We start from the raw sequence: 24,175 nt of genomic DNA, 5'->3' as shown, positions 1-24,175 counted from the left end.
AAATTTACATGTTTTCCAGAAACTTCTTCAAAGCATTCCAGTCACGAACAGTGAGAATGCCCGCGGCAGTCTGCTTCTCATGATGATTCAGTTCCTTCGAGTTGTGAATACCATCAGAAAGCTTCGCAATCCGCACCTCAAGGACATCATTATCACCCTCTTTCAAAATCGCAGCAATCTGCTCAAGATATGCCACAATCTCTGCCTTCTTCGCTGCACTTGTTGTCATACGTTATAATCATCCCTCATCCGATATACACACTTTGGTCGAAGCACATTCACAGATCAACGGCCTCGTATTTCCTCACTGATATCAGATAAAATGCGAAAATAACTGACAACATTCTTTTGAATCATCTCAGTTCACATCCCACCGCTCATACGCAGCCAGCGAAACCCGCCATGACACCCACAGCCCCGCAAGACCGGCAACCGCAAGCACAACCGCAATCCAGCCGACCATCGGCTGCTTCATCAGATCCGGCATATAGACTACAAGATTCGGCAGTATCGCAACAGCAATAATCGCAACAACACTAATGTTCACCCGATACCGGTAAAACACCGCAAGCGTCACATCAAGCACCAGCAGCGTCCCTCCCATAATTCCCGCCCACCAGATTAAGGGGGAAATCCCCAGCAGGTCTGCATGACCTGCCGGCAGAAATATCTGGGCGAGAACGGCGGCCGCAAAACAGAATGCCGCAGCAGCCCCGAAACAGAGAAGTCCGAACTGATACCTGGCAGCCGCAATCTCGCGCCTCGTCCGCGGCAGGGCAAGAGCATACCGGTCAAAACGACTGACTCCATCAATAGACATAGCATTTACCGGCATCAGAACCGCAAAGAACGCCATAATCATATACGAAATACATCCTAATCCCATCGGCACCAGAAACCCTGCAAGGATAACCGTCGCACCTCCCAGAATAAGAAACACCTTTCGCAGATACAGCCAGTCCTTCAGTATCAGTCCGTTCATTTTTGTCTCGCCTCAGAACTCTTTCTTCGTGTAAATCTTCGTCGAAATCCTGTAGGACGCCCAGACCACAGCAGCAGTTATCACAGCTGCCGCGGCAATCAGCACCACAAGAGGCGGCATATTGATCTCAATGCCTATCGAGTACACCGCGGCCGACAGTCCGACAACCAGCATAATCGGCACCAGAACAATAATCAGAATGATGTACTGCATCTTTTCCGCACCAAGCTTGAACACCAGCGGCAGTGCAGTACTGCCAAGCAAGAGCCCGCAGACAACAAACAAAGCGATCAACGGAAGCGGATCAATCACTGAAAGGAAGATACCTTTCCCTGGCATCAGGATGGTCATTATCAGGGAAATTGCCAGGCAGACAACTCCTGCCCCAATAGTTGCAATAAGCATCAGAAGATACTTACTTCTCACAATCTCCTTTCTTGCGAGCGGCAGGGTTATTGCATACTTGTCCCACCGTGCGGTCGCATCATAGCTGATCGCTGTAACCGGCAACATAGCGCCGTACATCGCGAGAATGATGAACACCGGCAGCTCGTTTCCCATGGGAATGAATATGATGGAAAATACCAGTATCATTAATGCCAGATACTTCAGCGTGGAGTTGAGGTTCGCCAGATCCTTGTAGAGTAATCCGTTCACGCCTCCTCACCCCGCGAGTAGAACAGCATGATAGCTTCTGTTGTTACCGGATCAAGAATCATCTCAGGATGTGCTGCGACAAAACCTTCTCTGTTTCTGATCAACACCTCGCAGCCGAACTGGTTTTTGCGGTATCTGATTATCATCTCTTTGCTGATTCTTGCAAGGTCGTCACTGCTGCACTTCACAATGCCCATGTCATCCATCAGCTCATCACGGCCTGCCGAGAAGACGATTTTGCCGTGATGAATAAACGTGAGATAGTCGGCAATCTTGTCAAGGTCGCTCGTGATGTGGGATGAGATCAGCACTGCATGGTTTTCGTTCTGAATAAATTCGAGAAAGATGTCGAGAATTTCTTCGCGAACGACCGGGTCGAGACCGCTTGTTGCCTCGTCAAGGATCAATACCTCCGGCTTGTGCGCCAAGGCCGCCGCAATGCTGAGCTTCATCTTCATACCGCGGGAGAAGTCCTTGATCTTTTTGTGTTCCGGCAGTCCGAATTTTTTGAGATACGTTTGATATAGTTGCTCGTCCCAATTCTGATAGATGTTTCCAAGTATTTTGGAGATGTCAGCTGGATTGAGGTTGTCGTGGAAACAGCATTCATCAAATACCACGCCAATCCTCTCCTTTATCTCCTTTTCATGTGTTTCAAGGTCCATGCCGAGAATCTCAACGGTTCCCGCATCGCGATGGATGAGATTGAGGATTGCCTTGATCGTTGTTGATTTTCCTGCTCCGTTTTCTCCGATGAATCCCATGATGCTGCCTTTCGGCACAGCAAAGGATACTTTGTCCAGAGTAAAGTCCTGATAGGTCTTGGTGAGACCTGTTACCTGTATTGCATACTCCATGTGTTACTCTCCATTGTAAAGCAGTTCGAGCATTTCTGTGAGCTCTTGATAGGTGATTCCGCTTTGAAGAGCGGTGTCGACTGCTTTCTGCAGATGCTCTTCGCAGAGCCGCATCTGCTCTTCTCTGATGATTTCAAGATTCGAGCCTGCGACAAAACTTCCTTTGCCGGCGACTGTTTCGATGAATCCGTCGCGTTCCAGATCAGTGTAGGCACGTTTTGTGGTGATGACACTGATGCGCAGTTCCTTTGCGAGAAGACGCATGCTGGGAAGAGCTGCCCCTTCGGGCAGTTCTCCACTGATGATCATGCGTTTGATCTGCGAGGTAATCTGCTCGTAAATGGGCTTATCACTTGCATTGCTGATGATGATGTTCACGAGTACCTCCTGCGGCATACTGTATATATCGTGTATATACATTAACTCTTTCGCTCAAGCTGTGCTTGGAGTAACCACGGAATGCACAGAGTACACGGAGCTTCACAGAAAAAAATGCACGGAGAACGCCTGCGGCGCCGGAATGCACGGAATATTTTTTTCATTTTTGAGAGAATAAATTATCTCGGAAATCTTTCAGTGCATTCCCGCAAAGCGGTGAGCAGGCCGAAGGCATGCGAATCCGGCGCCGCAGGCGTTCTCCGTGCATTTTTTTCTGTGATGCTCAGTGTACTCCGTGCATTCCGTGGTTACTTCAAACGAGACCAAAAATAAAAATCCCAAGAAACGGAAATCCAAAATCAACCAACTTTTCAAACTTTACGAACAAAGTAATCCCCATCAGGCATGTTTATCATATCACAGGGATAATATATACCACAAACAGGGGTAGATATTCTGGGATATATTGAAAATAAAAACCAGTCCGTCGCAGAAGACGGCAGCATCATTCGTGTAAGACTTCCTAACAAACGTTCCAGAGAACAGTTCGCTCAGGCAGAGCTCATGCTTGGATCCAATCACATCCGTGTCCGCTGTTCTGACGGCGTAACACGCCTCGGCAGAATCAAAGGAACCATCAAGAAACGCGTCTGGATCCGCGAGGGCGATATTCTCGTCGTCACTCCCTGGGACTTCCAGGACGACAAATGTGACATCGTCTACCGCTACACTACCCCGCAGGTGGACTGGCTCCGTTCGCACAAATATCTCTGAACAGATAAACTCCATTTTTTTCCATCATGGTACAGATTCCAGCATTCGAAGCCGTGGCGAAAGCTCACGGCCACACCTGCCCGGGCATCGCACTCGGCTACAAAATTGCCGTCGTTGTCGCAAAATGGGCCGGAGAGTATGACGACGTCAGAATTGTCTCCCACACCACCCGCTGTCCGCTTGACGCACTGAAGGTCACGTTTGACGCGAAAAATCATCCTGAGCGAATCATCGTGGAAAATACCGGCATCGTGAGCTTTGTCATCACAAGGCCTGACGGCAGAAAACTGTTCATCGACGAGATCCCGGGAACCCACCTCACCACTGATGAACTGACTGAACTCAAAAAGAAGGTCGAGGCAAAAACTGCCGGTCCTGCTGACATGCAGCGCATGAACGAGATTAAGCATGAACTCTTTCTTGTGATGCAGGCAATGGACGATTCTGCGCTTTTTTCCGTTCGCGAAGAGTAATATCGGTCAAACGATATTCTTTTTACATCTCAGCCCCCATGTGAAAGTATAATTATGGAGGATATCACTTCAACAGTCGAGTTCCAGATGAGTCTTTTGCTCTTCGTGGCACTTGGCGGATATCTTCTGGCAACCCGCATTCACCAGTCTGCGGTGATTGGTGAGATCATTGTGGGTTTAATTGTCGGCCCCAGCGTTCTCGGGCTGATTACCTACACGGATTTCGTCCAGAGCCTCGCAGGGCTTGGTGCAATTATTCTTTTGTTCGTCGTTGGTTTCGAGTTTGAGTTGAGCGACATCACCGACTGGCGGTACGGGGTGATAGCCCTCGTGGGGGTTATCGTCCCCTGGATAGGGGGCTATGCGACCTCCATGTTCTTTGGCATGGACTTCTTTACCGCGATATTTATCGGAACAGCCCTTACCGCGACAAGCATTGCGATCACCGCAAATGTTCTGCGGGAGATGGGCAAACTCCATCAGCCCTTTGCAAAAGCGATTATTGGCGCTGCGGTCATCGACGATGTGCTGAGTCTGATCGTTTTATCGATCTGTAAGGATCTCGGCGCTACCGGCGAACTGGTGCCGGCAGCTGTGATATTTACGGTCATTAAGTCCATCGGCTTTGTGGTGATTGCAGCTCTCGTCGGCATCAAAGTCATTCCTCCGCTGATCACTAAGATGGATGGCACAAAACTTGCCAGACAGTTCCCTGAGTTTGTGTTCATCTTTGCGATGATGATCGCATTTTTGTATGCGATGGCAGCGGAGTTTGTCGGTGTGTCCGCAATTGTCGGCGCATTCCTTGCAGGCGTCTGCGTGAATCGGGTGAGTCTGAAGCACAGTCTTGACATCAAGCTGGGGGCTGAGTACCTCTACATCATCTTCGCGGCAATTTTCTTTGTGTCGCTGGGTATCATTGTGGACCTGCACTTCCTGACCCCTGAGATGATCTGGTTCATCATCGCTCTGATCATCATTGCGATCATCACCAAAGTTGTCGGCTGCGGTGTTCCTGCCAAATTCCTTGGCATGAATACCCGTGACTCGCTGATCATTGGCTTTGGCATGGTGCCGCGCGGCGAGGTTGCGATGATTGTGGGTCTGATTGCCCTGACGCACTTCCAGGATATGGCAGCGGCTGCGACCGATCTTGTCCAGAGGGAGCTTCTCCTCCGGCAGGGTAACGAGGTGTTCATCGCAATTGTGGTGATGTCTCTGATTACCACTATCGTTGTGCCGCTCGTCTACAAAGGATGGCTCTTCAAGTCAGAGAAGAAGCCCGACGATGTGTGTGAGATGGATCAATTTGAGTTATGATGTGAATTGCTGCGGTGTTGGATTGCATGATGAACCAAAGGTTTGCATGATGCCGCAAAAAATTCAGCTCCTTTTTTTCTGGTAGGAGTTATGCGGTGGCGAATATTTTCAAACACGAACCACACGAAAAATCACGAAATAGTTAACTCACGAAATAGTGCGAAAAACACGAAATAGGAGTTTTGGTACAAGCTATGATGCTGAGTAATTTTGGGCTGCAACACGTTGTTTTTTCCTGTCTCTTCCGAGTTATGCAGTGATTGAATTTGAATCCAAGAACTAATTTCGTGTTTTTGGAAATATTTCGTGAGTTAACTATTTCGTGATTTTTCGTGTGGTTCGTGTTTCAAAAAATCTCAAAGCAGTACCACGTTGAAAAATAACTCTTCCGAGGTCGTACGTCACTTCACAGAATCACACCGCGTAACTCCTACTGGAAAAATCGACTAAATCTTTTCGTGGTATCACATTTGTGATTCAAAAAAAATTCATCATCGCATAGATCCAAATTGAAAAAAAATTATTTTTTTGTTTTTGTTTTTGCTTTTCTGTTTCTGATTTTATCGGGCCTCGGGACAAGATCGCCGACGAGGTCGGTTCTCTTCGTTTTCAGCAGGCCGGTCACGATATAATCGTACTGGGTTGGATCTCTCCAGTGCAGCATGGCACGCTGAATCCGTTTTTCATTGCCGAGCGGTACATAAACTTTGTCTCCGGTCAGAGGATTCATACCGCTGTAGTACATCGCTGTCGACAACGTCATCGGAGTTGGCGTAAAATCCTGCACCTGTTCGGTGTAGAGATCTTTTTCCCTCAGATACAGGGCAAGTTCGATCATATCAGTGATCGTACATCCCGGATGTGAGGACATCAGGTACGGCAGAATGTACTGGCGTTTGCCGTGATTCTTCGCAGCTTTTTCCTCCTGAATTCGTTCAAATCTGCCATGGAACTGTTCAAACCTGTATCTGGCAGGTTTGTGCATCAGTTTTGTCACATGAGGGGTGATGTGTTCGGGCGCGACCTTCATATGGCCTGAGACGTGATGCTCAGTTATCTCGACAAGATATTTATCGCCTGGTGCTCCGGAAGGTATGAGATCATACCGGATGCCGGAGTTGATGAACACATGTTTCACGCCTGTCAGCTTCCGGAGTTTTTGCAGAAGAGAGAGCTGGAGTTCTACTCCGTCATCATACTGTTTGCAGACCGTGCACTGTTTGTCCCGGCAGGCCCCCTTCTCCCGCCATTTCTCGCAGACCGTTCCATACATATTCGCCGAAGGCCCGCCGACATCCTGAATGGTCCCCCGGAACTCTGGCATCTTGATCATCCGCTTTGCCTCGCGGATGATGGACTCCTCGCTTCTGGAAGTGATGATCTTTCCCTGATGATGCGTGATTGCGCAGAATGAACAGTTGCCGAAACATCCGCGGTGGGTGATGAGGGAAAACTGTACCGGAGCAAGTGCTGGAATCACCTCTTTGTAGGATGGGTGCTGTCTTCGGGTGAACGGCAGCTCATAGAGATGGTCCAGCTCCTTGGTCATCATCGACCGCATGGGAGGATTGGCGACGATGACGGTTTTTGGATGCGCCTGCACGATTCGCCTTTCCGTCTCCTGATAGAGCATGGCAAATGCTCTGGCGAAGGTTTCCTTATTGGCGATCTGCGGGTACGCCGGAAGGATAACCGCATTCTCCGGCGGATTCTTCCGGTACTCGGCAACACTCATCGTCCAGCAGGTTCCGGGAATATCCGTGATCTCGCGTACAGGAGTTTCGTCACGCAGTCTCTTCGCGATCTCAATCAGGGCAAGTTCTCCCATGCCGTAGACGAGAAGCGATGCCGGTGCGTCGGCGAGAATTCCCTGCCGCACACTGTCACTCCAGTAATCATAATGCGCGAACCTGCGCAGACTTGCTTCAATACCGCCGATGACGATCGGTATCTGCGGATACAACTCGTGTATCGCATTCGCGTAGACGATTGTGGTTCGTTCCGGCCGTTTTGGTTTTCCGCCCGGCGAGTAACTGTCTTCCGACCTCTTCTTCAGAGCAGGGGTGTAGGCGTTGACCATTGAGTCGACTGCGCCTGGCACAACGGCAAAGAAAAGTTTTGGTCTGCCGAGTTTACTGAAGTCCTTGAACTCCCGGTTCTTCCAGTCAGGCTGGGCGACAATGCCTACGGTAAATCCCACGTCCCACAGCGCACGTCCGAGCAGTGCTGCGGCAAAGGAAGGGTGATCTACATAGGCGTCGCCCGATACTAAGATCACATCCAGACGTTCAATGCCGAGGTTTTTGAGCTCTGCCGCTGTCATCGGTAAGAATTCGGGCTGCGGCAGATTGTGTCCAAATGTGATCATATCTTTTTTGTATGTTGGTTTGCGTCAGTGATAAGTATCTCGGAAGTGTGATCTTAGAGGAAACTATATATCACATTATGTAAAATATACTATACACTGAAGAAACATGGTGAGCCGGAAAACATGTTCCCCACATGCGGTTTGCCGTCTGTTTCTCCAGGAATAGATGAAAATTCCTCCTCTATATGCACCAACAGCAAAAAATCCAACACCATACCAAGATCAGGTAAGAATCAGTCACACATACACACCACCCACACACCACACGATAAGACTTTGGGCTTTTGGCCGGCACACACCCCATGAGGCGGCCAGGCCCTTGGTCCGTCTCTTTTCAGTTTGTGTTTTTCGCTTGGTCATGAGAAAAATAATAATACCCGTGTATACAATTGTATTATGTAAAAGATTGCATACATGTCCGCTCTCTCCGGCGGGATCTCTATCTGAGTTGAAATTATGAAACAAAATACCTTCTATATCATCATAGGCATCATTGCGCTCCTTGAGGTTCTGCTTTTCTGGGCATCGATTCAGTTATCCAACCCGTTCATCATCGCGATCGGATTCCTCGTAGGCGCTGTTCTCTACTTTGCTCTGAGGCGGACGGTAACCGACTGCTATGCAGATGAGCGCCAGAATATGATCAACATGAAAACAGCTTCAGCAACGCTCAAAGCGTTCTGGGTCAGCTTTTTTACCGTTAATCTTGCAACGGTCGTGTATGTTTTCAGTGTTCCTCTCGGTTTTAAGAATATCACCTACAATGTGATTTCTCCTACTACCGGTGCAGGCCCTGAGGTTGTGAATGCGACCGGCAAGCTTGCTCACAATATGGCCGCCTATCAGCCTCCGGTTGACGCTTACTCGGTAGCAATCACTCTGCATCCGAGTGCGAACGATGTTGTCGCTGTTGTGAATTCGACCCCGATGGAGGTTGTAACTCTCTTTCCGGGACCCCCTGAGATGATCGCGATATCGCATCTCGGCATCTTTGGTGTGATTCAGATCCTTTTGCTTGTGCTGATGATATTCATCTACGCTGCATTCAGAATTTATTACTCTCACAAGTTCGGTGAGTGGGACGACGATGAAGAATAAGATCAAAGTCTACCGAGCGATGAACGACCTCACGCAGGAGGGACTCGCGCAGGCTCTCGGCGTCACGCGGCAGACGATCCTGGCCATTGAAAAAGGCAAGTATGATCCGTCACTGGAGCTGGCGTTTCGCATGGCAAAGTACTTTAACACAACCATTGAGGAGATCTTCACCTTCGAAGGGTGAGGATTTTTTTATTTTTTTTATAGATTTCCGTTTTTGGGATCTTCTGTACGTCGTCTCACTTGGAGTAACCACGGAGTACACCGAGTACACAGAGCTTCACTGAATTCACGGTGAATGCCTGCGGTGCCGGATTCGCATGCCTTCGGCCTGCTCACCACTTTGCGGGACTGCACGGAAAAATTTCCGAGAAAAATTATTTTTCAAAAAATTGCATTGCGTAAATCTTATTCAAATAGGACTTACGCGGTATGAAATAGTATAAGGAAAAAGGGATTTTCTGTCCTTGGTTTTGTTTGGGGCAACCACGGAACACACTGAACACACGGAATTCCACGGAAAAAACACAGAATACCGCTTCGTTTACGGAAAACACGGAACGCATGCCTTCGGCCTGCTTACCGCTTCGCGGGAAAGACTAAGGAAGTTGGCATCTCAAAACGGTGACATATACCAATACCCGTACACTTAGGCTTTCCGTGTTTTCCGTAAGCGAAGCGGTATTCTGTGTTTTTTTCCGTGGAATTCCGTGTGTTCCGTGGTTACTCCAAGCGAAACCAAAGATAAAAATTCCCCATAAACGGAAATCCACAAAATGAAAAAAAGTATCAGGCAGCGGTTCTGCGCCGCTCCCACTCATCCAGCACGTCCTGCCCTTCGATGAAGATCAGTCCATGCTTTTTCGCGTACGCCTTTGCCCCTTCCTTATCCAGAGCAAAACCGTCATCAGCCATCATCTCGCAGATCGTTACCGCAGGAGCAACTCCTGCCATGTCCGCAAGAGCAACCGACAGCTCGGTCTGGCCGCGACGCTGATCCAGCAGCCCATCCGCAGCACGCAGCAGCGCCATGTGGCCCGGAGTTCGGAACTCATCCGAGAATTTCCCATGCGCTCCTGCCTCAAAGTCCTTGACATACCGTGCGATCGAGGTAACCGTCAGCGCACGATCGCGGTCGGTCACGCCGGTATAGGTATCGCGGTGATTTACCCACAGCGAAAACGACGAACGATTCCGCCGGTCGTACGGGACATCTCCCTCCTTCTCCACAATATCTCCGGCAAACTGCAGCGCGTCTGATGCAAACGGCAGGCCGAACGCTTTTGCAGACTCGCCTGAAATAGCAGTACAGATCAGACCGCCGCCGTCTTTCCGGAACATCCGGATCGTCTCCGGCGTCACTGCCGAGGAAAGTACCGCAAAATCCGTCTCCTTCTCACGGTTATCAAAATCGTACAACAAAATTACCTTGCCCTGCTTCAGGGCTTCCAATGCCTGCTCAATCATATCCTATCTCCACAACAACTTCCTTTCCATCCTCAAGTCCGAGTGTCGCACGAAGCGGCACACCTGAGATCACCTCGATAATATCCTCAGGATAATGAGTCCGTCCCGGAACCACAATCGCACAAGGAACATTCTCAATCCTGCACGGAATACATCGCGCCTCGCCAAATGTCCGGTGCTCATCAGAAAAGCCCGGCACACTTGTCCACTCCAGCGTATCGATCCGTTTCCGGACCAGAACACTCTGCGGATTCAGCTTCAGGTTCAGCGTTCCGGGATACGGAGGAAACCCGCAAAGCTCGGTGAACTTCTCCTGATAGTGAGGGATTGACATATAATATCTCCCTTCGCCAACTCCGGAGATGACTCCGCCAGTCAGCACGTAGTGCCCTCCGATTCTGTCAAATATTTTACAGTACTCGGAAAACTCACGGCGGAGCAGCTCCTCACCAAGCTTCGTCACCAGCACAAACTGGCCTGACGGCTCGGTCGTTCGCGAGATCAGATGCGCAGTTTCCAGCGCACGCAGTCTGCGCGACGCAGTCTGCTGGCTGATGCCAAGCTGATCGCCAAGGCTCTGGGTCGAAAGACGAACCGGCCCCTTGCATCCTCCCATTGCTGCAATACGCTTCAGACAGAGTGTATCCTCTGCGTCGACTGTATCCATGATACTCACTATTGGGTGGTTTCTTATATATGAGTTCTGATACTGTAGTTCGTGTATTGACGAATTCGACGACCAGCCTTTTATGTAAGGAACGAAATACAATTATCCTGTATGAAACCGGGACTGCGTCAACAGCTTGCCGAAAAAATGGCAGGTGAAATTACTCTCTCAGACGCGCCCGGGAAAGCGCTGAAAAAATGGAGATCCAGTTTTCAGATCGCTCCCGGTGTGTTAGCAGACCACCTCGGGATATCCCCGTCCGTTATCAGTGACTATGAAAGCGGTCGGAGAAAAAGCCCGGGTACGGGAGTGGTTGGAAAAATTGTAGACACCCTCTTAGACATCGATGAAGAGAACGGCGGCAAGTACATTCAGAAGTACGGCAAACTGCTCTTCTCCGACTACGATGACGAAGTAATCTATGATATCCATGATTTCGCCTCATCAATTCCGATCCGAGAGTTGTCGGAACTGATCGACTGCACCCTTCTCTGCGGCTCTGAAGATCACCAGATCTTCGGCTACACCGTGGTGAACAGTCCGAACGCGATCCTGAACCTTTCACCGAACGAATTCAACCGTATCTACGGCTGGAGCACGGAGCGTGCCTTAATCTTCACGGATGTCTCAACCGGCAAATCCCCGATGATTGCCATTCGCGTAACCCCGTTCAAACCGCCGTACGTCATTCTTCAGGGAATCGACGCCGAGCATGTGCACCCGCTGGTGAAACTGCTTGCAGAAAAGGATCGCATCACTGTCTTGTGCACATCCCTTGATGTGCAGGAAATTATTACCCGCCTGAGGAATACAGAATGGTAGGAATCATTAGTTATGGGGCATACATCCCCAGTTACCGGATTAAGGTCGAGGAGATCGCACGTGTCTGGGGCGCCAACGCCGCAGAGATCACCGGCGGTCTTGGCGTTCGCGAGAAAGCCGTACCCGACTACGATGAAAACACCGCAACGTTTGCGGTTGAATCCACCCGCACTGCTCTTGCCCGCAGACCAATTGATCCAAAAGAGATCAAAGCGGTCTATGTTGGTTCCGAGTCTCACCCGTACGCAGTCAAGCCGACTGCTGTAACGGTTGGTGAAGCTATCGGCGCAACGCCGGTTATGACCGCAGCAGACTACGAGTTCGCCTGCAAAGCAGGAACCGCAGGCATTCAGACCGCAATGGGTCTGGTCTCCTCCGGCATGATGAAGTATGCCGTTGCTGTCGGTGCCGACACCGCCCAGGGCGCGCCCGGCGATGCCCTTGAGTACACCGCGGCAGCAGGGGGAGCCTCCTACATCATCGGCAACGATGATCCGATCGCAGTCATCAACCACACCTGTTCTTTCACCAGCGACACGCCGGACTTCTGGCGCCGCGAAGGAGAGGATTATCCCCGTCACGGCGGAAGATTCTCCGGCGAACCCGGATACTTCAAGCACGTGACCGGCTGTGCCAAGATGATGCTTGAGGATATGGGAACCAAACCAGCAGACTATGACTATGCGGTGTTCCACCAGCCGAACGCAAAGTTCCCGCAGAAAGCTGCGGCAATGCTCGGGTTCACGCCTGAACAGATCAAGACCGGTCTGCTTGTGCCAAGACTCGGCAACACCTACAGCGGTGCTGTCCCTCTCGGCCTTGCGGCAATTCTTGATGTTGCAAAGCCGGGCGAGAAGATCTTTGTCACCAGCTACGGCAGTGGTTCAGGATCAGATGCGTTCGACATCACCGTGACCGATGCGATCCTTTCGAAGATCGATCGCAACAAAGGCCCGTCGGTTGAGTCGATGCTCGCAAAGGCAAAGTATCTTGACTATGCAGTGTATGCACGCCACAAAGGAAAGATCAAGGTGTGAGGTGCGGAAAAATGAGAGAAGTAGCAGTTATTGGTGCCGGTATCACGGCATTTGGAGAGCTTTGGGACACCTCGTTCCGTGACATGTGTGCAGAAGCCGGTGTGAAGGCACTGGAGGATGCAAACGTTGTCGGCGAGCAGATCGATGCGATGTTTGTCGGTTCGATGTCTGCTGGCAGGTTCATCGGTCAGGAACATGTTGGTGCGCTCGTCGCAGACTACGTAGGACTCGGCGGCGACCTGCATGTGCCGGCAACCCGTGTGGAAGCGGCATGTGCGTCCGGTGGTCTTGCGTTCCGTCAGGCGGTCGCCGCAGTTGCGTCAGGAATGTCTGACATTGTGGTTGCAGCAGGTGTTGAGAAGATGACTGATGTTGCAGACGCGACTGATGTTTTAGCAGGCGCAGCAGACAGAGAGTGGGAGAGTTTTGCAGGAGCAACGTTCCCGGGTCTGTATGCGATGATCGCATGCGACTACATGAACAAGTACGGCCTTACCCGCGAGCAGCTTGCACAGGTTGCGGTGAAGAACCACTATCACGGCGCAAGAAATCCGTATGCACAGTTCAGATCCGAGATTACGCAGTCTACTGTGCTGAAGTCAACGCTTGTTGCGTCGCCTCTCCGTCTGTTTGACTGTTCTCCGGTTTCTGACGGTGCAGCCGCTGTGATCGTTTGTCCGCTTGAGCGTGCAAAGGAGTTCACCGACACGCCGATTAAGGTTCTGGCATCTGCTCAGGCAGGCGATACGATTGCCCTGCATGACCGTCCGGACTTTTCGACGATGGGCGCAACGGTTGCCGCAGGTAATTCTGCATTCAAGCAGGCGAAGCTGGAGAGAAAGGCAGTGAACTTTGTTGAGGTTCACGACTGTTTCACGATCGCTGAGCTTTGTGCTATCGAGGATCTTGGTTTTGTTCAGAAGGGAACGGCAGGAAAGTTCACCGAGGAAGGCCAGACACAGATTGGCGGCAAGCTGCCGGTCAATACGTCCGGCGGTCTGAAGTCCTGCGGTCACCCTGTTGGTGCAACCGGTATCAAACAGGTCTGGGAGGCTGTGCAGCAGCTTCGCGGCGAGGCCGGTAAGCGTCAGGTTGACGGAGCTGAAATCGGTATGACCCAGAACGTGGGCGGTACCGGAGCGACGGTTGTGTCGCATATTTTCGGGAGGGTGTAAGCGATGACAGTTGCACGATTCTGGAGAGCAATCCCCCAGAGATACAACATGGTCGGAACAAAGTGTGAGACCTGCGGAGCGGTGTTTTTCCCGCCGCGTTCGGTCTGTCCGCACTGCCGCCGTGACGGTAAGATTGTTGAGTACCAGTGTTCCGGCAAGGGAAAAGTCATGACTTTTTCCGTTGTCCACTCGGCAAGCGATCAGTACTCGGAGATGAAGCCGTATGTGCTGGCAATTATTGAGCTCGAGGAAGGCGCACGCATGACGACGCATGTTATCTGCGAGCCGGAAGAGGTCTATATCGGCATGCCGGTGAAGTCAGTGTTCCGTGTTCTTGATCGTGAGGGCTCTGACGGTATTATCCACTATGGTACGAAATTCGTGCCGGACGTGGCATAATTTTTCCGCAAGGGTTCTCTGATCAGCGACCAATACGGTCAAATCTTTTTTTTGTGAACTGTTGAGTGAGTGGGCAGGATAAATTTTTGAAACACGAATAGCGCGAATAAAAAATCGCCAATGGCGATTTTTCAAAAAAAGAAATTTTTGTGTTTCTCTGGACGTGTCTATCTAAAATAAATTACATAGTACTTTCTCAAAAATCGCCATTGGCGATTTTTTATTCGCGCTATTCGTGTGATTCGCGTTTCAAAATATTTTTCGTTCGTAGAAAAAAAGTTTTGATGAAATTTAAATATCGAGTTTTTCCAGGAGCGGCAGCCGGTACTTGCGGTACTGCTCTTCGGTGAGGATGCAGTTGTCATAGAGGATGCGAAGAGCCTTCAGGCATTCGATCACGGTCTGCTGATCCATTTCGTCAGCCGCAACTGCTCCGCAGATCTCTTCTTCAAAGAGCTCCTGCTCTTTTTCCTCGCACGCGTCCTTTGGAAGGATGGGTGCGATGTAGCTCTGCTTCATGGATGCTGCTTCGTTTTTCACGGTCTTGGTCAGATAGTCAACCGGTTTTTTCAGTGTCCACTCTTCGCCGGAGAAGACGGATTTCTTGCGGTCGAGCGAGACTGCTGCGGTTCCAAGGTCGTTCATCGCTGACTGAAGCGTCAGGATAACCCGCTGTGCTTCTTCGTTTGTGAGCCAGCCGACCTTGAGCATCACACCGTCGGTTTCGGTGATCTTCAGCTCTGAAACTTTTTTTCCTTCGTGATAGACTACCGTGTCGATGCGGGCGAATGCAAACAGCGTGTCATCATACAGACCGGTGGCATTCTCTTCAAAGTACATCAGCCGCTGATCAGTCACGACGATGATCTTTCGCTGTTTTCCGCTCTCTTGCAGGTTCTGCAGTACACACAGCGGGTTTTCCCCGGAGTAAAAGGTATTCAGGATGTCTTCAGGCATCGAACCGCCTGCTTCATTCTCAGCCATAACTGATTGTATCTTTGTTTTTTCAGTTCTTATGCCTTCTTGTCTACCGGGACTGTTGTGATATCAAATATCACAGGATTCGAAATCTTTGTTCATAATGATTTCCGTTTACGGAATTTCTCTCTCCTTGGTCTCATTTGGGGCAACCACGGAACACACTGAACATACGGAATTTCACGGAAAAAACACAGAATACCGCTTCGCTTACGGAAAACACGGAAAGACTAAGGAAGCGGACATCTCAAAAAAATGATATATGCGTATACCCCTACTCTTAGTCTTTCCGTGTTTTCCGTAAGCGAAGCGGTATTCTGTGTTTTTTCCGTGGCATTCCGTGTGTTCAGTGTGTTCCGTGGTTACCCCAAGCGAGGCCACTTATAGAGAGAAAATATTTCTCGTCTCACATCACTCACTCAACTATGGATAGCAATATTGCAAACGAACTTGGCAGCAGGTTTCACCCTGTGGTGTTCCTTCGCACCGACACAAAACCCGAAAATGCCATGCAGCCGCGTGCCGGCATGAAGAGCGGATGTGTGATGCCGTACTTTGCCCAGGCAGCGGTGAAGGGAAGGACTGCTGTCTTTGACCGTGACACCTTTCTCTGTGCCGGAGCATCGAGCGGGCTCTGCTTCGGTCGGGCATATGATCGCTGGCTGCCGGGCGGCATTGACACCTTTGCCGCCTTCTTCTCTCACGGCCTTGCCTCGGCAAAAGATCCTGAGCTCTACGAAAAAGTGATCTCATTCATGCCTGAGAAACGACAGGAGATGTTTCGGACCGGAGAGTGCATGCACTACTCGCAGGAGATTGCACGCAAGTTCATCGAAGAAGAGATGCCGAATTATGATCTACCGGAAAAGTATGCGGTCTATAAACCGCTTGCTGAACTCAAAGACGGCGAAGTTCCGCTCTCTGTTATCTTCACCGTGAATCCAGTGGAGATGTCTGCACTCATGCATCTTGCGGGAGCCTTGCCGGACGGCAACGGCATGGTATGCACCTCGCGTGCATCCGCATGTCAGGCGATCGGGTCCGAAGTTGTGCGACAGGGAGAAAAAGACGTTCCGAGCGCAGTCCTTGGGTTCACCGATCTTGCCGGAAGACTCCACTCGCGAAATCTCATTTCAAACGAGTATCTTACCTATGCCGTCCCTTGGAAGATGTTTCTTGCAATGGACGCATCGGCAAAAGAAAATAGCATATTTCAGTCGCATGTCTGGAAAGAACTTCGCAAATCAGACTAATTGTTCCTGTGGGCGACGGAATCCGGATGTTTCCGGACAATTATTTTTTCAACATGATACCATTTTGAAATATCCACCACCGCGCAACTCTCAACAGAAAAAAACATCATTGCGAGACGACGAAGACATCATAGAATTTCAAAAACGATTCATTTTCGTGATGTTCACGTCTGCTCCGTGATGTTTTTTCCGTGCTAATTTCAGTGTGCTCCGCGTTTTCCGTGGGCGGAGCTGCGACATCATTCATCTGAAGTTCATCAACAAAATACAGCGCCCTGAATTAGAATGATTAATAATGATCAATCCACATAACTTTCAACAAGTGATATTATGTACCAGCCGGAACTCGTAGCCATCCTCGTACTGCTGCTGGTTCCCCTGCTTGCCGCAGTCCTTCTTGCGGTATTGAACAGGGATAACCTCCGCACCGGTATCGTCGGCATTGCTTCGGCAGTTATTATCGCGACCTCTCTATACCTCGCATGGTCAGCGTTGTCGGGTCCGGTAGTAATTGCACTGGAATATGCAAAACAGATAGGCGTCTGGCTCTTTATTGTTGAGATCGCCGTTGCTCTTGCAATCATCGTCCTGTCTCTGAAATATCGCAGGATGCTTCCGCTTGTTCTCGGCGCAGTTCAGCTGCTCCTCATCTGCATCATGGAACTGTTCTATGCAGAGTCAGTCAGCATGTCAGCAGCATTTGTGGTCAACGACTTTACTGCAATCATGGTGCTCATTATCGGCATCATCGGGACGCTCATCTGCGTTTACGCGCTCGGCTACATGAAAGACTATCACCACCATCAGGAGAGCGTGCCGCAGCGCAAGGCCTACTTCTTTGCCATGCTGTTCGTGTTCCTGACAGCAATGTTCGGCATCGTGCTTTCAAACAGTCTGATGTGGATCCTCTGCTTCTGGGAAGTAACAACGCTCTGCTCGTTCCTTTTGATCGGCTACTCAAAAACTCCGGAGGCTGTTACCAACTCGTTCCGCGCAGTCTGGATGAATCTTGTCGGCGGGATTGCATTTACGCTCGCAATAATCTCTCTTCTGAATATTGATCCAACCGGATCCAGCGTTCTTGGCATCACCGACATCATTCATTATCCTGACATGGCGGCCCTGACCATTCCTGCCGCGCTGATTGCCATTGCCGGTCTGACCAAAGCTGCCCAGATGCCGTTCTCCAGCTGGCTTACCGGCGCAATGGTTGCACCCACTCCGGTCTCGGCACTGCTGCACTCGAGCACCATGGTGAAAGCCGGCGTGTATCTTCTGGTTGTGTTCGCCCCGATATTTTCGCAGACTGCTGTTGGCACGGCTCTTGCTTTCATCGGACTGTTCACGTTTGTGATAACATCAGCTCTTGCGATCTCGCAGAGTAATGCAAAGAAGGTTCTTGCCTACTCCACAATCGCAAACCTCGGTCTTATCACTACATGTGCAGGAATTGGAACGCCTACGGCAGTGCTCGCGGCAATTCTTCTGATCATCTTCCATGCGGTTGCAAAGGCGCTCCTCTTCTTATGTGTCGGAGCGGTCGAGCACAGAATCGACAGCCGCGACATCGAGGACATGGACGGACTTCTGGTGCGGCTCCCGCTTCTTGCGACTATGATGGTTATCGGCATCTGCGGTATGTATCTTGCACCGTTCGGGATGCTGATCTCCAAGTGGACGGCAGTGGTCGCGTTCCTCTCGGCACCATTCGGCTGGGCATTTGTGATTATGCTTGCATTCGGCAGTGCACTTACCATCTTCTTCTGGACTAAGTGGCTTGGAAAACTGTTCATGCGTATGAGCGGCCCGCCCGCGGCGGCGGCGGTTCTGCATGTTTCAGAAAAGATTCCTGTTGTTGTGATGGGAGCTCTGACGATCGTCTGCTGTATCGGTTTTATTGGAATCATTCACCAGTTCATCGATCCCTACCTTACATCCATCTATCCGGGATATATTGACACCGCAACGGTTGCAGTCCTCGACAATGTGCTGATGCTCGGCATCATGTTCGTGATTCTTGCGGTCCTGATCGCAGCAGCGCATGCAGGATCAAAGTCCGGCAGAACACTTGCCCCGTACCTCTGCGGCAGAGGTGTTGACGAGGCCGGTCGCTTCCGCGGTTCACTTGGTGTCTACAAAGAGGCAAAATCTTCGAACTACTATCTGTCCGAGTACTTTGGCGAGGATGTGCTGATGAAGCCTGCGTGCATCATCTCGATCCTCATCATCATCGTGATGTTTGTGCTCGCGTTTCTGGGGGTGATGATATGAATCTGGTAATGGCAGCAGCAGGCGCGGTCCTGTTTCTGATTCTCGCACCGGTTATCGGCGGACTGATCTCAGGAGTCGACCGTGTGCTTACGGCACGCATGCAGAGCAGACGTGGACCTCCGGTTCTTCAGCCGTTCTATGACATCAGCAAGCTCTGGCATAAAGAGCGGGCGTTTGCAAATCCGGTTGAAATGATTCTGACCAGCGGGTATCTGGTGCTGATCGCTCTCTCCGGAGCAATTCTGTTCTCAGGAGGCGACCTCTTACTCGTTGTGTTTGCGCTGGCGCTTTCGCACACGTTCCTGATTCTTGCAGCATACGCAGCAAACGCTCCCTACTCAACTGTAGGTGCAGAACGCGAACTGATCGGCGTGATGGTTGCTGAACCGATTCTGATTCTTCTTGCCGCAGGATTTTTCATGGTCACAGGCAGTTTCTTTGTCTCTGACATTCTTGCTGACACGACATCAGCAATTGTGTATCTACCGGGTGTGTTCCTTGCACTCTTTGCAGTGCTGACACTGAAGCTGCGCAAGTCTCCGTTTGATATCGCGACCTCGCATCACGCGCATCAGGAGTTGGTGAAAGGAGTTACGTCGTCTCTGTCGGGCAGAACCCTTGCAAAAGTTGAGCTTGCCCACTGGTATGAGACGATCATTATCCTTGCGATGATGCTTCTGTTCTTTGCGGCAAACCCGATTCTCGGTATTATCGTTGTCATCATCTGCTACTTCCTTGAGATTCTGATGGACAATCTGTTCCCGCGGGTTACGTGGAAGATGACGGTGAAGAGTCTGTGGACCATTACGCTGATTCTTGGCGCGACAAACATTGCCGTGCTTGGCATCCTCGGAGGTGTGATTGTATGAGTTCGGCAGGAAAATCCCCCTGGCTTCTGCACTACAATGCGTCCAGCTGCAATGGATGCGATATTGAAATTCTTGCAGCCCTGACGCCGTTGTACGATGTGGAGCGGTTTGGTATCATCAACACCGGCAATCCGGCGCACGCGGATATTTTTGTAGTGACCGGCAGTGTGAACGAGCAGAACAAAGAGGTCCTGAAAAATCTCTATGACCAGATCCCTGAGCCGAAGGTTGTTCTTGCGGTCGGCATCTGCGCATCATCGGGCGGCGTGTTCCGCGACTGCTACAATGTTTCAGGCGGCGTTGACACGATTATTCCGGTGGATGTGTATGTACCGGGGTGCTCAGTCCGGCCTGAGGCACTGATTGAGGGCGTGGTAAAGGCGCTCGGGGTTCTGGAAGAGAAACGTGCGGCAGTTGATAACGGAGGTTTGAGATGACGACAATGGAAATTATCCCCGCGTCTCCTGCGGGGATTGAGAAGGTCGCAGCTGACATGAAGGCTGACGGCCGCCGTCTTGTGGTGATTACCTGCACTGCGGCTGCGAATGATTATGATATCACCTACTCGTTTGCGAAGGGAAATGATCTCCTGCATTACCGGATGACGGTTCCGGAAGGTACATCGATTCCTGCGATTGATGCATCGTTTGGCGGTGCGTTTGTCTACGAGAATGAGATTCATGATCTCTACGGGTTCACGTTCACCAATATGGCGCTTGACTTTGGCGGGACGTTCATCCGGACATCTGTGCCGTATCCGTTCAAGAAGAAAGAGGCTCCTGCGCCAACAGTGACGAAGGTGTCCAAGGAGGATGCATCATGACCGGCAAGAGGACGGTTGTTCCGTTCGGTCCGCAGCATCCGGTTCTCCCGGAGCCGATTCATCTGGATCTGGTGATTGAGGATGAGCATGTGGTGGAGGCGATTCCTTCGATCGGGTATGTTCACCGCGGTCTTGAGAGTCTGGTGGACCGTCGCGAGTATTCTGATTTCGTGTATCTTGCAGAGCGTATCTGCGGCATCTGCAGTTTCACGCACTCTTCGACGTTCTGCCAGGGTGTGGAAGGGCTGATGGGTATTGAGGTTCCGGCGAGGGCTACGTATCTACGGACGATGTGGGGCGAGTACTCGCGTCTTCACAGCCATCTTCTGTGGCTCGGTTTGTTTGCGGACGCTCTTGGCTTTGAGAGTCTGTTCTATAATGCATGGAAGATTCGGGAGTCGATCTTGAACGAGCTTGAGGCAACGACCGGCGGCAGAGTGATTCAGGGCGTGTGCAAGGTCGGTGGCGTCCGCCGTGATGTGACCAATGAGTTCCTGTCAGGGATGGACAAGCGCCTCGATGATATCGAAGCCGAGATGCAGGAGATGTCGAAGGTGTTCTTATCAGATTACACGCTGAAGAAGCGTCTGGTGGGAAAAGGTGTTCTAAAAACTGACGCTGCCTACAATCTCGGGGCTGTCGGCCCTGTTGCCCGCGCGTCCGGTCTTGTCGAGGATGTACGGACGTCAGGGTATCTGGCATACGGGGATATTTCTTTTAAGCCAGTGACCGCTGACGGCTGCGACGGTTATGCGCGGTGCGAGGTGCGGTGTAAGGAGTTGTTCCAGTCGGTTGATATTATTCACCAGATTATTGCCGGCATGCCAGAGGGTGATGTGTCGGTTCCGGTGAAAGGCAACCCTGACGGCGAGTTCTTCAGCAGGTCCGAGCAGCCCCGCGGCGAGGTGATTCATTATCTGCGCGGTAACGGCACGAAAAATCTGACGCAGTTCCGCGTGCGGACGCCGACGCTGACGAATGTTCCCTCCCTTGTTGCGATGCTTGCGGGTGCTGAGCTTGCGGATGTGCCGCAGATTGTGCTGACGATTGATCCCTGTATCGGATGTATGGAGAGGTGAGGCTGTATGAAAATGCTGAAAACGATTCTGAAGCAGTTTGTGCATAAGCCAGTGACGACGACGTTTCCTGCCGAACCTGCAAAGCGCTTTGATATCACCCGCGGTCATGTGGTGTTCGATCCGTCCAAGTGCACGTCCTGCATGATTTGCATGAAACGCTGTCCGTCCCAGGCGGTTACGGTTGATCGTGCGGCGAAGCTGTGGACGATTGATCTGTTCCGCTGTGTTATCTGCGGTCAGTGCGCTGAGTTGTGCAAGTTTGGTGCTCTGTCTGTTGATCCTGCCTATTCGTCATCGGCCCGGCCTGATGAGCGGGGAGTGGAGACGTACGAGATTACGTACGTGAAGCCGGAGAAACCGAAGAAGGATCCTGAGACCGAGGATGAAGTTTTGAAACGCGAATAGCGCGAATAAAAATCGCCAATGGCGATTTTCAAAAAAAAATTCTTTGTACTTTTTTAGGTGAATTTATCTAAAAAGAAATAATTTAGCACTTCTTTGAAAATCGCCATTGGCGATTTTTTATTCGCGCTATTCGCGTTTCAGATATTTATCTTTCCCATATACTATTCAACCATTTCCCTTTTCAGAAAGAAACTGGTTAAATTTTTTTGCGGTATCACACCTCTTCAAACACAAAAGAGATTATCTGAAAGCACCAACTCCAAAGCAATGGGTGAGCGGTACTGGGAGGTCGACGCAATCCGCGGGATTGCCCTGATCGGGATGATCGTTTTTCATCTGATCTCCCTGATGGTAATTTTTCATATGAGTCTTACCCTGGACTGGTACTACGACGTCTGCCAGTACATTCACCTCGGAACAAGCGTTTTCGTGATAGTCTCCGGTGTCGCGTTGGTTCTCAGACACGGACGAATGGCCGGCAAGCCGAAACGCGCCTATTATATTGCAATTGTGAAGCGCGGTCTGGAGATTTTTTTCATCGGTGTTGCAATTGCGGTTGTTGGATCTCTTGCCATTCACTTTGTCATCGGCGACGGCAACTACATGCTGTTCAACTTCCTCCAGATGATGGGCCTCTCGATGATCCTGTGCATTCCGTTCCTCGGACTTGGCAAATGGAATTTTATTCCGGCTGCTGTTCTCATCTGGATCGGACTGTCTTTTAAAACAATATATGCCTCTGCAGGTTTCTTATGGTATCTGCCGTTTGGCATTTTACCGGAAGGCATGTTTTATCCGCGTGACTACTTCCCGCTTCTTCCTTGGGTCGGCGTGATGCTTTTGGGAGTTGCCATAGGATCAGTTCTGTATCCGCATGGAATCCGGAGATTCCGTATGCCTGATGCCGGAGTGTTTGGAAGATTCCTGGCGCTCGTCGGCAAGTATCCGCTGGAGATTTACCTGCTCCATATCCCGATTCTCTTCGCGATACTGTATCTGATTATGATCGTGTCCTCCGCACTCGGCATGCCGTGGGGATATCTGTAGGTTTCCGGGCGTACTTTTCAATCTCAAAATATATATCAGCAAAAACCAAATAGCACGGAGTAACATGGGTGAAAGATACTGGGAAGTGGATGCGATTCGCGGAATCGCCCTTGTGGGAATGATCGTCTATCACTTCCTTGCATGCATGGTGATGTACCATATGATCGTTGAGGATCCAGAGTTCCTCACCTATTACGGGACCATCAACATCGCTTCGGCATCTTTTGTTCTGATCGCAGGTGTTGCCTTAATCCTCAGGCATGCCAGAAAAAAAGGAAGAACCACCAGCGAGTACTATCGCTCAATCGTTGTGAAAGCCCTGTTTTTATTTGGAATCGGCATGATGATCACCATTGTCAGCTGGATCGGCTCAACCCTCTTTCTTCACAATGGTGCGTTCATCAAGTTCGGGTTCATGCATATGCTTGGTGTCTCGATGCTTCTGTGCATCCCGTTCCTGCAGCTTGGGAAATGGAATTTTATCCCGGGCATCATCATCGTTCTCCTCGGTATCTTTGTAATCCCGCAGTTCACCGAACCCGGATGGCTCTACCCCTTAGGTGTTCACGGGGCTGATTTCATGCAGTACACGCAGGACTACTTCCCGCTGTTTCCCTGGTTCGGCGTTCTCTTGATCGGTATTGCTCTTGGTGCGGTCTTTTATCCGAACGGCATCCGGGCGTTTCGTCTTCCGAACCCCGGGGCCCTCGGCAGGTTCTTCGCCCATATCGGCAACGGCAGAATAACGCTTGCGGTGTATCTTGTCCACATTCCGATCATCTTTGGAATACTCTGGATCGTGAGTACAATCACCGGCATTGGGTATCTTTGATTTGCGAGCCGCCCACGGAAAATCAGAACACACGGAGTTTCACGGAAAAATAATGAATGCCATAATAATGAACTATTTTCAAATTCCGTGCTGTTCACGTCTGCTCCGTGATATTTTTTCCGTGCAGCTCCGTGTGTTCTGATT

General features: G+C 50.6%; 27 protein-coding genes. 18 read left to right on the top strand and 9 right to left on the bottom strand.

What is annotated here, in order from left to right; translation table 11 throughout:
* Positions 1-4 precede the first annotated feature (4 nt).
* From McpCs1_RS06450 to McpCs1_RS06430, 5 genes are all read right to left on the bottom strand, one after another.
* Entirely contained in the window at positions 5-229 is a 225-nt protein-coding gene (locus tag McpCs1_RS06450) for a hypothetical protein (protein WP_338096440.1), read from the bottom strand.
* A 129-nt stretch (positions 230-358) separates the two neighbouring features.
* Positions 359-982, bottom strand: coding sequence for an ABC-2 transporter permease (locus McpCs1_RS06445; RefSeq protein WP_338096439.1), 624 nt, complete (start codon positions 980-982; stop codon positions 359-361).
* A 12-nt stretch (positions 983-994) separates the two neighbouring features.
* Positions 995-1,639 carry an ABC-2 transporter permease gene (locus tag McpCs1_RS06440; protein WP_338096438.1) on the bottom strand — a complete coding sequence of 215 codons (645 nt, stop codon included), beginning with the start codon at positions 1,637-1,639 and terminating at the stop codon, positions 995-997.
* Complete coding sequence (locus McpCs1_RS06435) at positions 1,636-2,496, bottom strand: ABC transporter ATP-binding protein (protein WP_338096437.1); 861 nt, start codon at positions 2,494-2,496, stop codon at positions 1,636-1,638. The genes McpCs1_RS06440 and McpCs1_RS06435 overlap by 4 nt, the downstream gene beginning before the upstream one ends.
* A 3-nt stretch (positions 2,497-2,499) precedes the next feature.
* On the bottom strand, positions 2,500-2,892 hold the full coding sequence (locus McpCs1_RS06430; RefSeq protein ID WP_338096436.1) for a GntR family transcriptional regulator: 393 nt from the start codon (positions 2,890-2,892) through the stop codon (positions 2,500-2,502).
* 438 nt (positions 2,893-3,330) lie between these two features.
* Between McpCs1_RS06430 and eif1A the strand changes: the two genes are divergently transcribed.
* From eif1A to McpCs1_RS06415, 3 genes are read left to right on the top strand one after another with little or no spacing between them, the layout of a single operon-like run.
* Positions 3,331-3,648 carry a translation initiation factor eIF-1A gene (eif1A, locus tag McpCs1_RS06425; RefSeq protein WP_338096578.1) on the top strand — a complete coding sequence of 106 codons (318 nt, stop codon included), beginning with the start codon at positions 3,331-3,333 and terminating at the stop codon, positions 3,646-3,648.
* A 26-nt stretch (positions 3,649-3,674) separates the two neighbouring features.
* A complete protein-coding gene (locus McpCs1_RS06420; RefSeq protein WP_338096435.1) occupies positions 3,675-4,121 on the top strand; it encodes a formylmethanofuran dehydrogenase subunit E family protein in 447 nt (148 codons plus the stop codon).
* A gap of 54 nt (positions 4,122-4,175) precedes the next feature.
* A complete protein-coding gene (locus McpCs1_RS06415; protein ID WP_338096434.1) occupies positions 4,176-5,441 on the top strand; it encodes a cation:proton antiporter in 1,266 nt (421 codons plus the stop codon).
* Positions 5,442-5,961: 520 nt separating this feature from the next.
* Here the strand turns inward: McpCs1_RS06415 and McpCs1_RS06410 are convergent.
* Complete coding sequence (locus McpCs1_RS06410) at positions 5,962-7,809, bottom strand: YgiQ family radical SAM protein (RefSeq protein ID WP_338096433.1); 1,848 nt, start codon at positions 7,807-7,809, stop codon at positions 5,962-5,964.
* A 456-nt stretch (positions 7,810-8,265) separates the two neighbouring features.
* Between McpCs1_RS06410 and McpCs1_RS06405 the strand changes: the two genes are divergently transcribed.
* Entirely contained in the window at positions 8,266-8,907 is a 642-nt protein-coding gene (locus McpCs1_RS06405; protein ID WP_338096432.1) for a DUF2178 domain-containing protein, read from the top strand.
* Positions 8,897-9,091 (top strand): helix-turn-helix transcriptional regulator, encoded by a 195-nt coding sequence (locus McpCs1_RS06400; RefSeq protein WP_338094511.1) that lies wholly within the window; start codon positions 8,897-8,899, stop codon positions 9,089-9,091. Before McpCs1_RS06405 ends, McpCs1_RS06400 begins: the two co-directional genes overlap by 11 nt.
* A 605-nt stretch (positions 9,092-9,696) precedes the next feature.
* Here the strand turns inward: McpCs1_RS06400 and ribB are convergent.
* Positions 9,697-10,374 carry a 3,4-dihydroxy-2-butanone-4-phosphate synthase gene (ribB, locus tag McpCs1_RS06395; protein WP_338096431.1) on the bottom strand — a complete coding sequence of 226 codons (678 nt, stop codon included), beginning with the start codon at positions 10,372-10,374 and terminating at the stop codon, positions 9,697-9,699.
* Positions 10,367-11,041, bottom strand: coding sequence for a DUF120 domain-containing protein (locus tag McpCs1_RS06390; RefSeq protein ID WP_338096430.1), 675 nt, complete (start codon positions 11,039-11,041; stop codon positions 10,367-10,369). Before McpCs1_RS06390 ends, ribB begins: the two co-directional genes overlap by 8 nt.
* 111 nt (positions 11,042-11,152) lie before the next feature.
* On the opposite strand from McpCs1_RS06390, the gene McpCs1_RS06385 reads away from it, so the two are divergent.
* From McpCs1_RS06385 to McpCs1_RS06370, 4 genes are read left to right on the top strand one after another with little or no spacing between them, the layout of a single operon-like run.
* Complete coding sequence (locus McpCs1_RS06385; protein ID WP_338096429.1) at positions 11,153-11,863, top strand: helix-turn-helix domain-containing protein; 711 nt, start codon at positions 11,153-11,155, stop codon at positions 11,861-11,863.
* Complete coding sequence (locus McpCs1_RS06380; RefSeq protein WP_338096428.1) at positions 11,857-12,900, top strand: hydroxymethylglutaryl-CoA synthase; 1,044 nt, start codon at positions 11,857-11,859, stop codon at positions 12,898-12,900. Before McpCs1_RS06385 ends, McpCs1_RS06380 begins: the two co-directional genes overlap by 7 nt.
* Before the next feature lie 11 nt (positions 12,901-12,911).
* Entirely contained in the window at positions 12,912-14,075 is a 1,164-nt protein-coding gene (locus McpCs1_RS06375; RefSeq protein ID WP_338096427.1) for an acetyl-CoA acetyltransferase, read from the top strand.
* Between the two features lie 3 nt (positions 14,076-14,078).
* A complete protein-coding gene (locus McpCs1_RS06370) occupies positions 14,079-14,474 on the top strand; it encodes a Zn-ribbon domain-containing OB-fold protein (protein ID WP_338096426.1) in 396 nt (131 codons plus the stop codon).
* Positions 14,475-14,765: 291 nt separating this feature from the next.
* Here the strand turns inward: McpCs1_RS06370 and McpCs1_RS06365 are convergent, their stop codons facing one another.
* A complete protein-coding gene (locus tag McpCs1_RS06365; protein ID WP_338096425.1) occupies positions 14,766-15,458 on the bottom strand; it encodes a PH domain-containing protein in 693 nt (230 codons plus the stop codon).
* A 419-nt stretch (positions 15,459-15,877) separates the two neighbouring features.
* Between McpCs1_RS06365 and McpCs1_RS06360 the strand changes: the two genes are divergently transcribed.
* The 9 genes from McpCs1_RS06360 to McpCs1_RS06320 all read left to right on the top strand — a co-directional run bounded on the left by McpCs1_RS06360 (position 15,878) and on the right by McpCs1_RS06320 (position 24,031).
* A complete protein-coding gene (locus tag McpCs1_RS06360) occupies positions 15,878-16,705 on the top strand; it encodes a DUF169 domain-containing protein (RefSeq protein WP_338096424.1) in 828 nt (275 codons plus the stop codon).
* A gap of 330 nt (positions 16,706-17,035) precedes the next feature.
* Positions 17,036-18,976: an NADH-quinone oxidoreductase subunit 5 family protein gene (locus tag McpCs1_RS06355; RefSeq protein ID WP_338096423.1), complete on the top strand. Its 1,941-nt coding sequence runs from the start codon at positions 17,036-17,038 to the stop codon at positions 18,974-18,976.
* Positions 18,973-19,845, top strand: a complete 873-nt coding sequence (locus McpCs1_RS06350) for an NADH-quinone oxidoreductase subunit H (RefSeq protein ID WP_338096422.1) — start codon at positions 18,973-18,975, stop codon at positions 19,843-19,845. The genes McpCs1_RS06355 and McpCs1_RS06350 overlap by 4 nt, the downstream gene beginning before the upstream one ends.
* On the top strand, positions 19,842-20,282 hold the full coding sequence (locus McpCs1_RS06345; RefSeq protein ID WP_338096421.1) for an NADH-quinone oxidoreductase subunit B family protein: 441 nt from the start codon (positions 19,842-19,844) through the stop codon (positions 20,280-20,282). The genes McpCs1_RS06350 and McpCs1_RS06345 overlap by 4 nt, the downstream gene beginning before the upstream one ends.
* Positions 20,279-20,668, top strand: coding sequence for an NADH-quinone oxidoreductase subunit C (locus McpCs1_RS06340; RefSeq protein ID WP_338096420.1), 390 nt, complete (start codon positions 20,279-20,281; stop codon positions 20,666-20,668). Before McpCs1_RS06345 ends, McpCs1_RS06340 begins: the two co-directional genes overlap by 4 nt.
* Complete coding sequence (locus McpCs1_RS06335) at positions 20,665-21,747, top strand: hydrogenase large subunit (RefSeq protein WP_338096419.1); 1,083 nt, start codon at positions 20,665-20,667, stop codon at positions 21,745-21,747. Before McpCs1_RS06340 ends, McpCs1_RS06335 begins: the two co-directional genes overlap by 4 nt.
* Before the next feature lie 6 nt (positions 21,748-21,753).
* Positions 21,754-22,152: a 4Fe-4S dicluster domain-containing protein gene (locus McpCs1_RS06330; protein WP_338096418.1), complete on the top strand. Its 399-nt coding sequence runs from the start codon at positions 21,754-21,756 to the stop codon at positions 22,150-22,152.
* Between the two features lie 267 nt (positions 22,153-22,419).
* The gene (locus McpCs1_RS06325; protein ID WP_338096417.1) at positions 22,420-23,199 is read left to right on the top strand and encodes a heparan-alpha-glucosaminide N-acetyltransferase; all 780 of its coding nucleotides are present in this window, start codon (positions 22,420-22,422) and stop codon (positions 23,197-23,199) included.
* Positions 23,200-23,263: 64 nt separating this feature from the next.
* Positions 23,264-24,031: a heparan-alpha-glucosaminide N-acetyltransferase gene (locus McpCs1_RS06320; protein WP_338096416.1), complete on the top strand. Its 768-nt coding sequence runs from the start codon at positions 23,264-23,266 to the stop codon at positions 24,029-24,031.
* Positions 24,032-24,175: the final 144 nt, after the last annotated feature.

Origin of the sequence: Methanorbis rubei (assembly GCF_032714495.1) — an archaeon.
Taxonomy (GTDB): Archaea; Halobacteriota; Methanomicrobia; order Methanomicrobiales; family Methanocorpusculaceae; genus Methanocorpusculum; species Methanocorpusculum rubei.
This window is presented reverse-complemented; position numbering and strand designations above follow the sequence as displayed.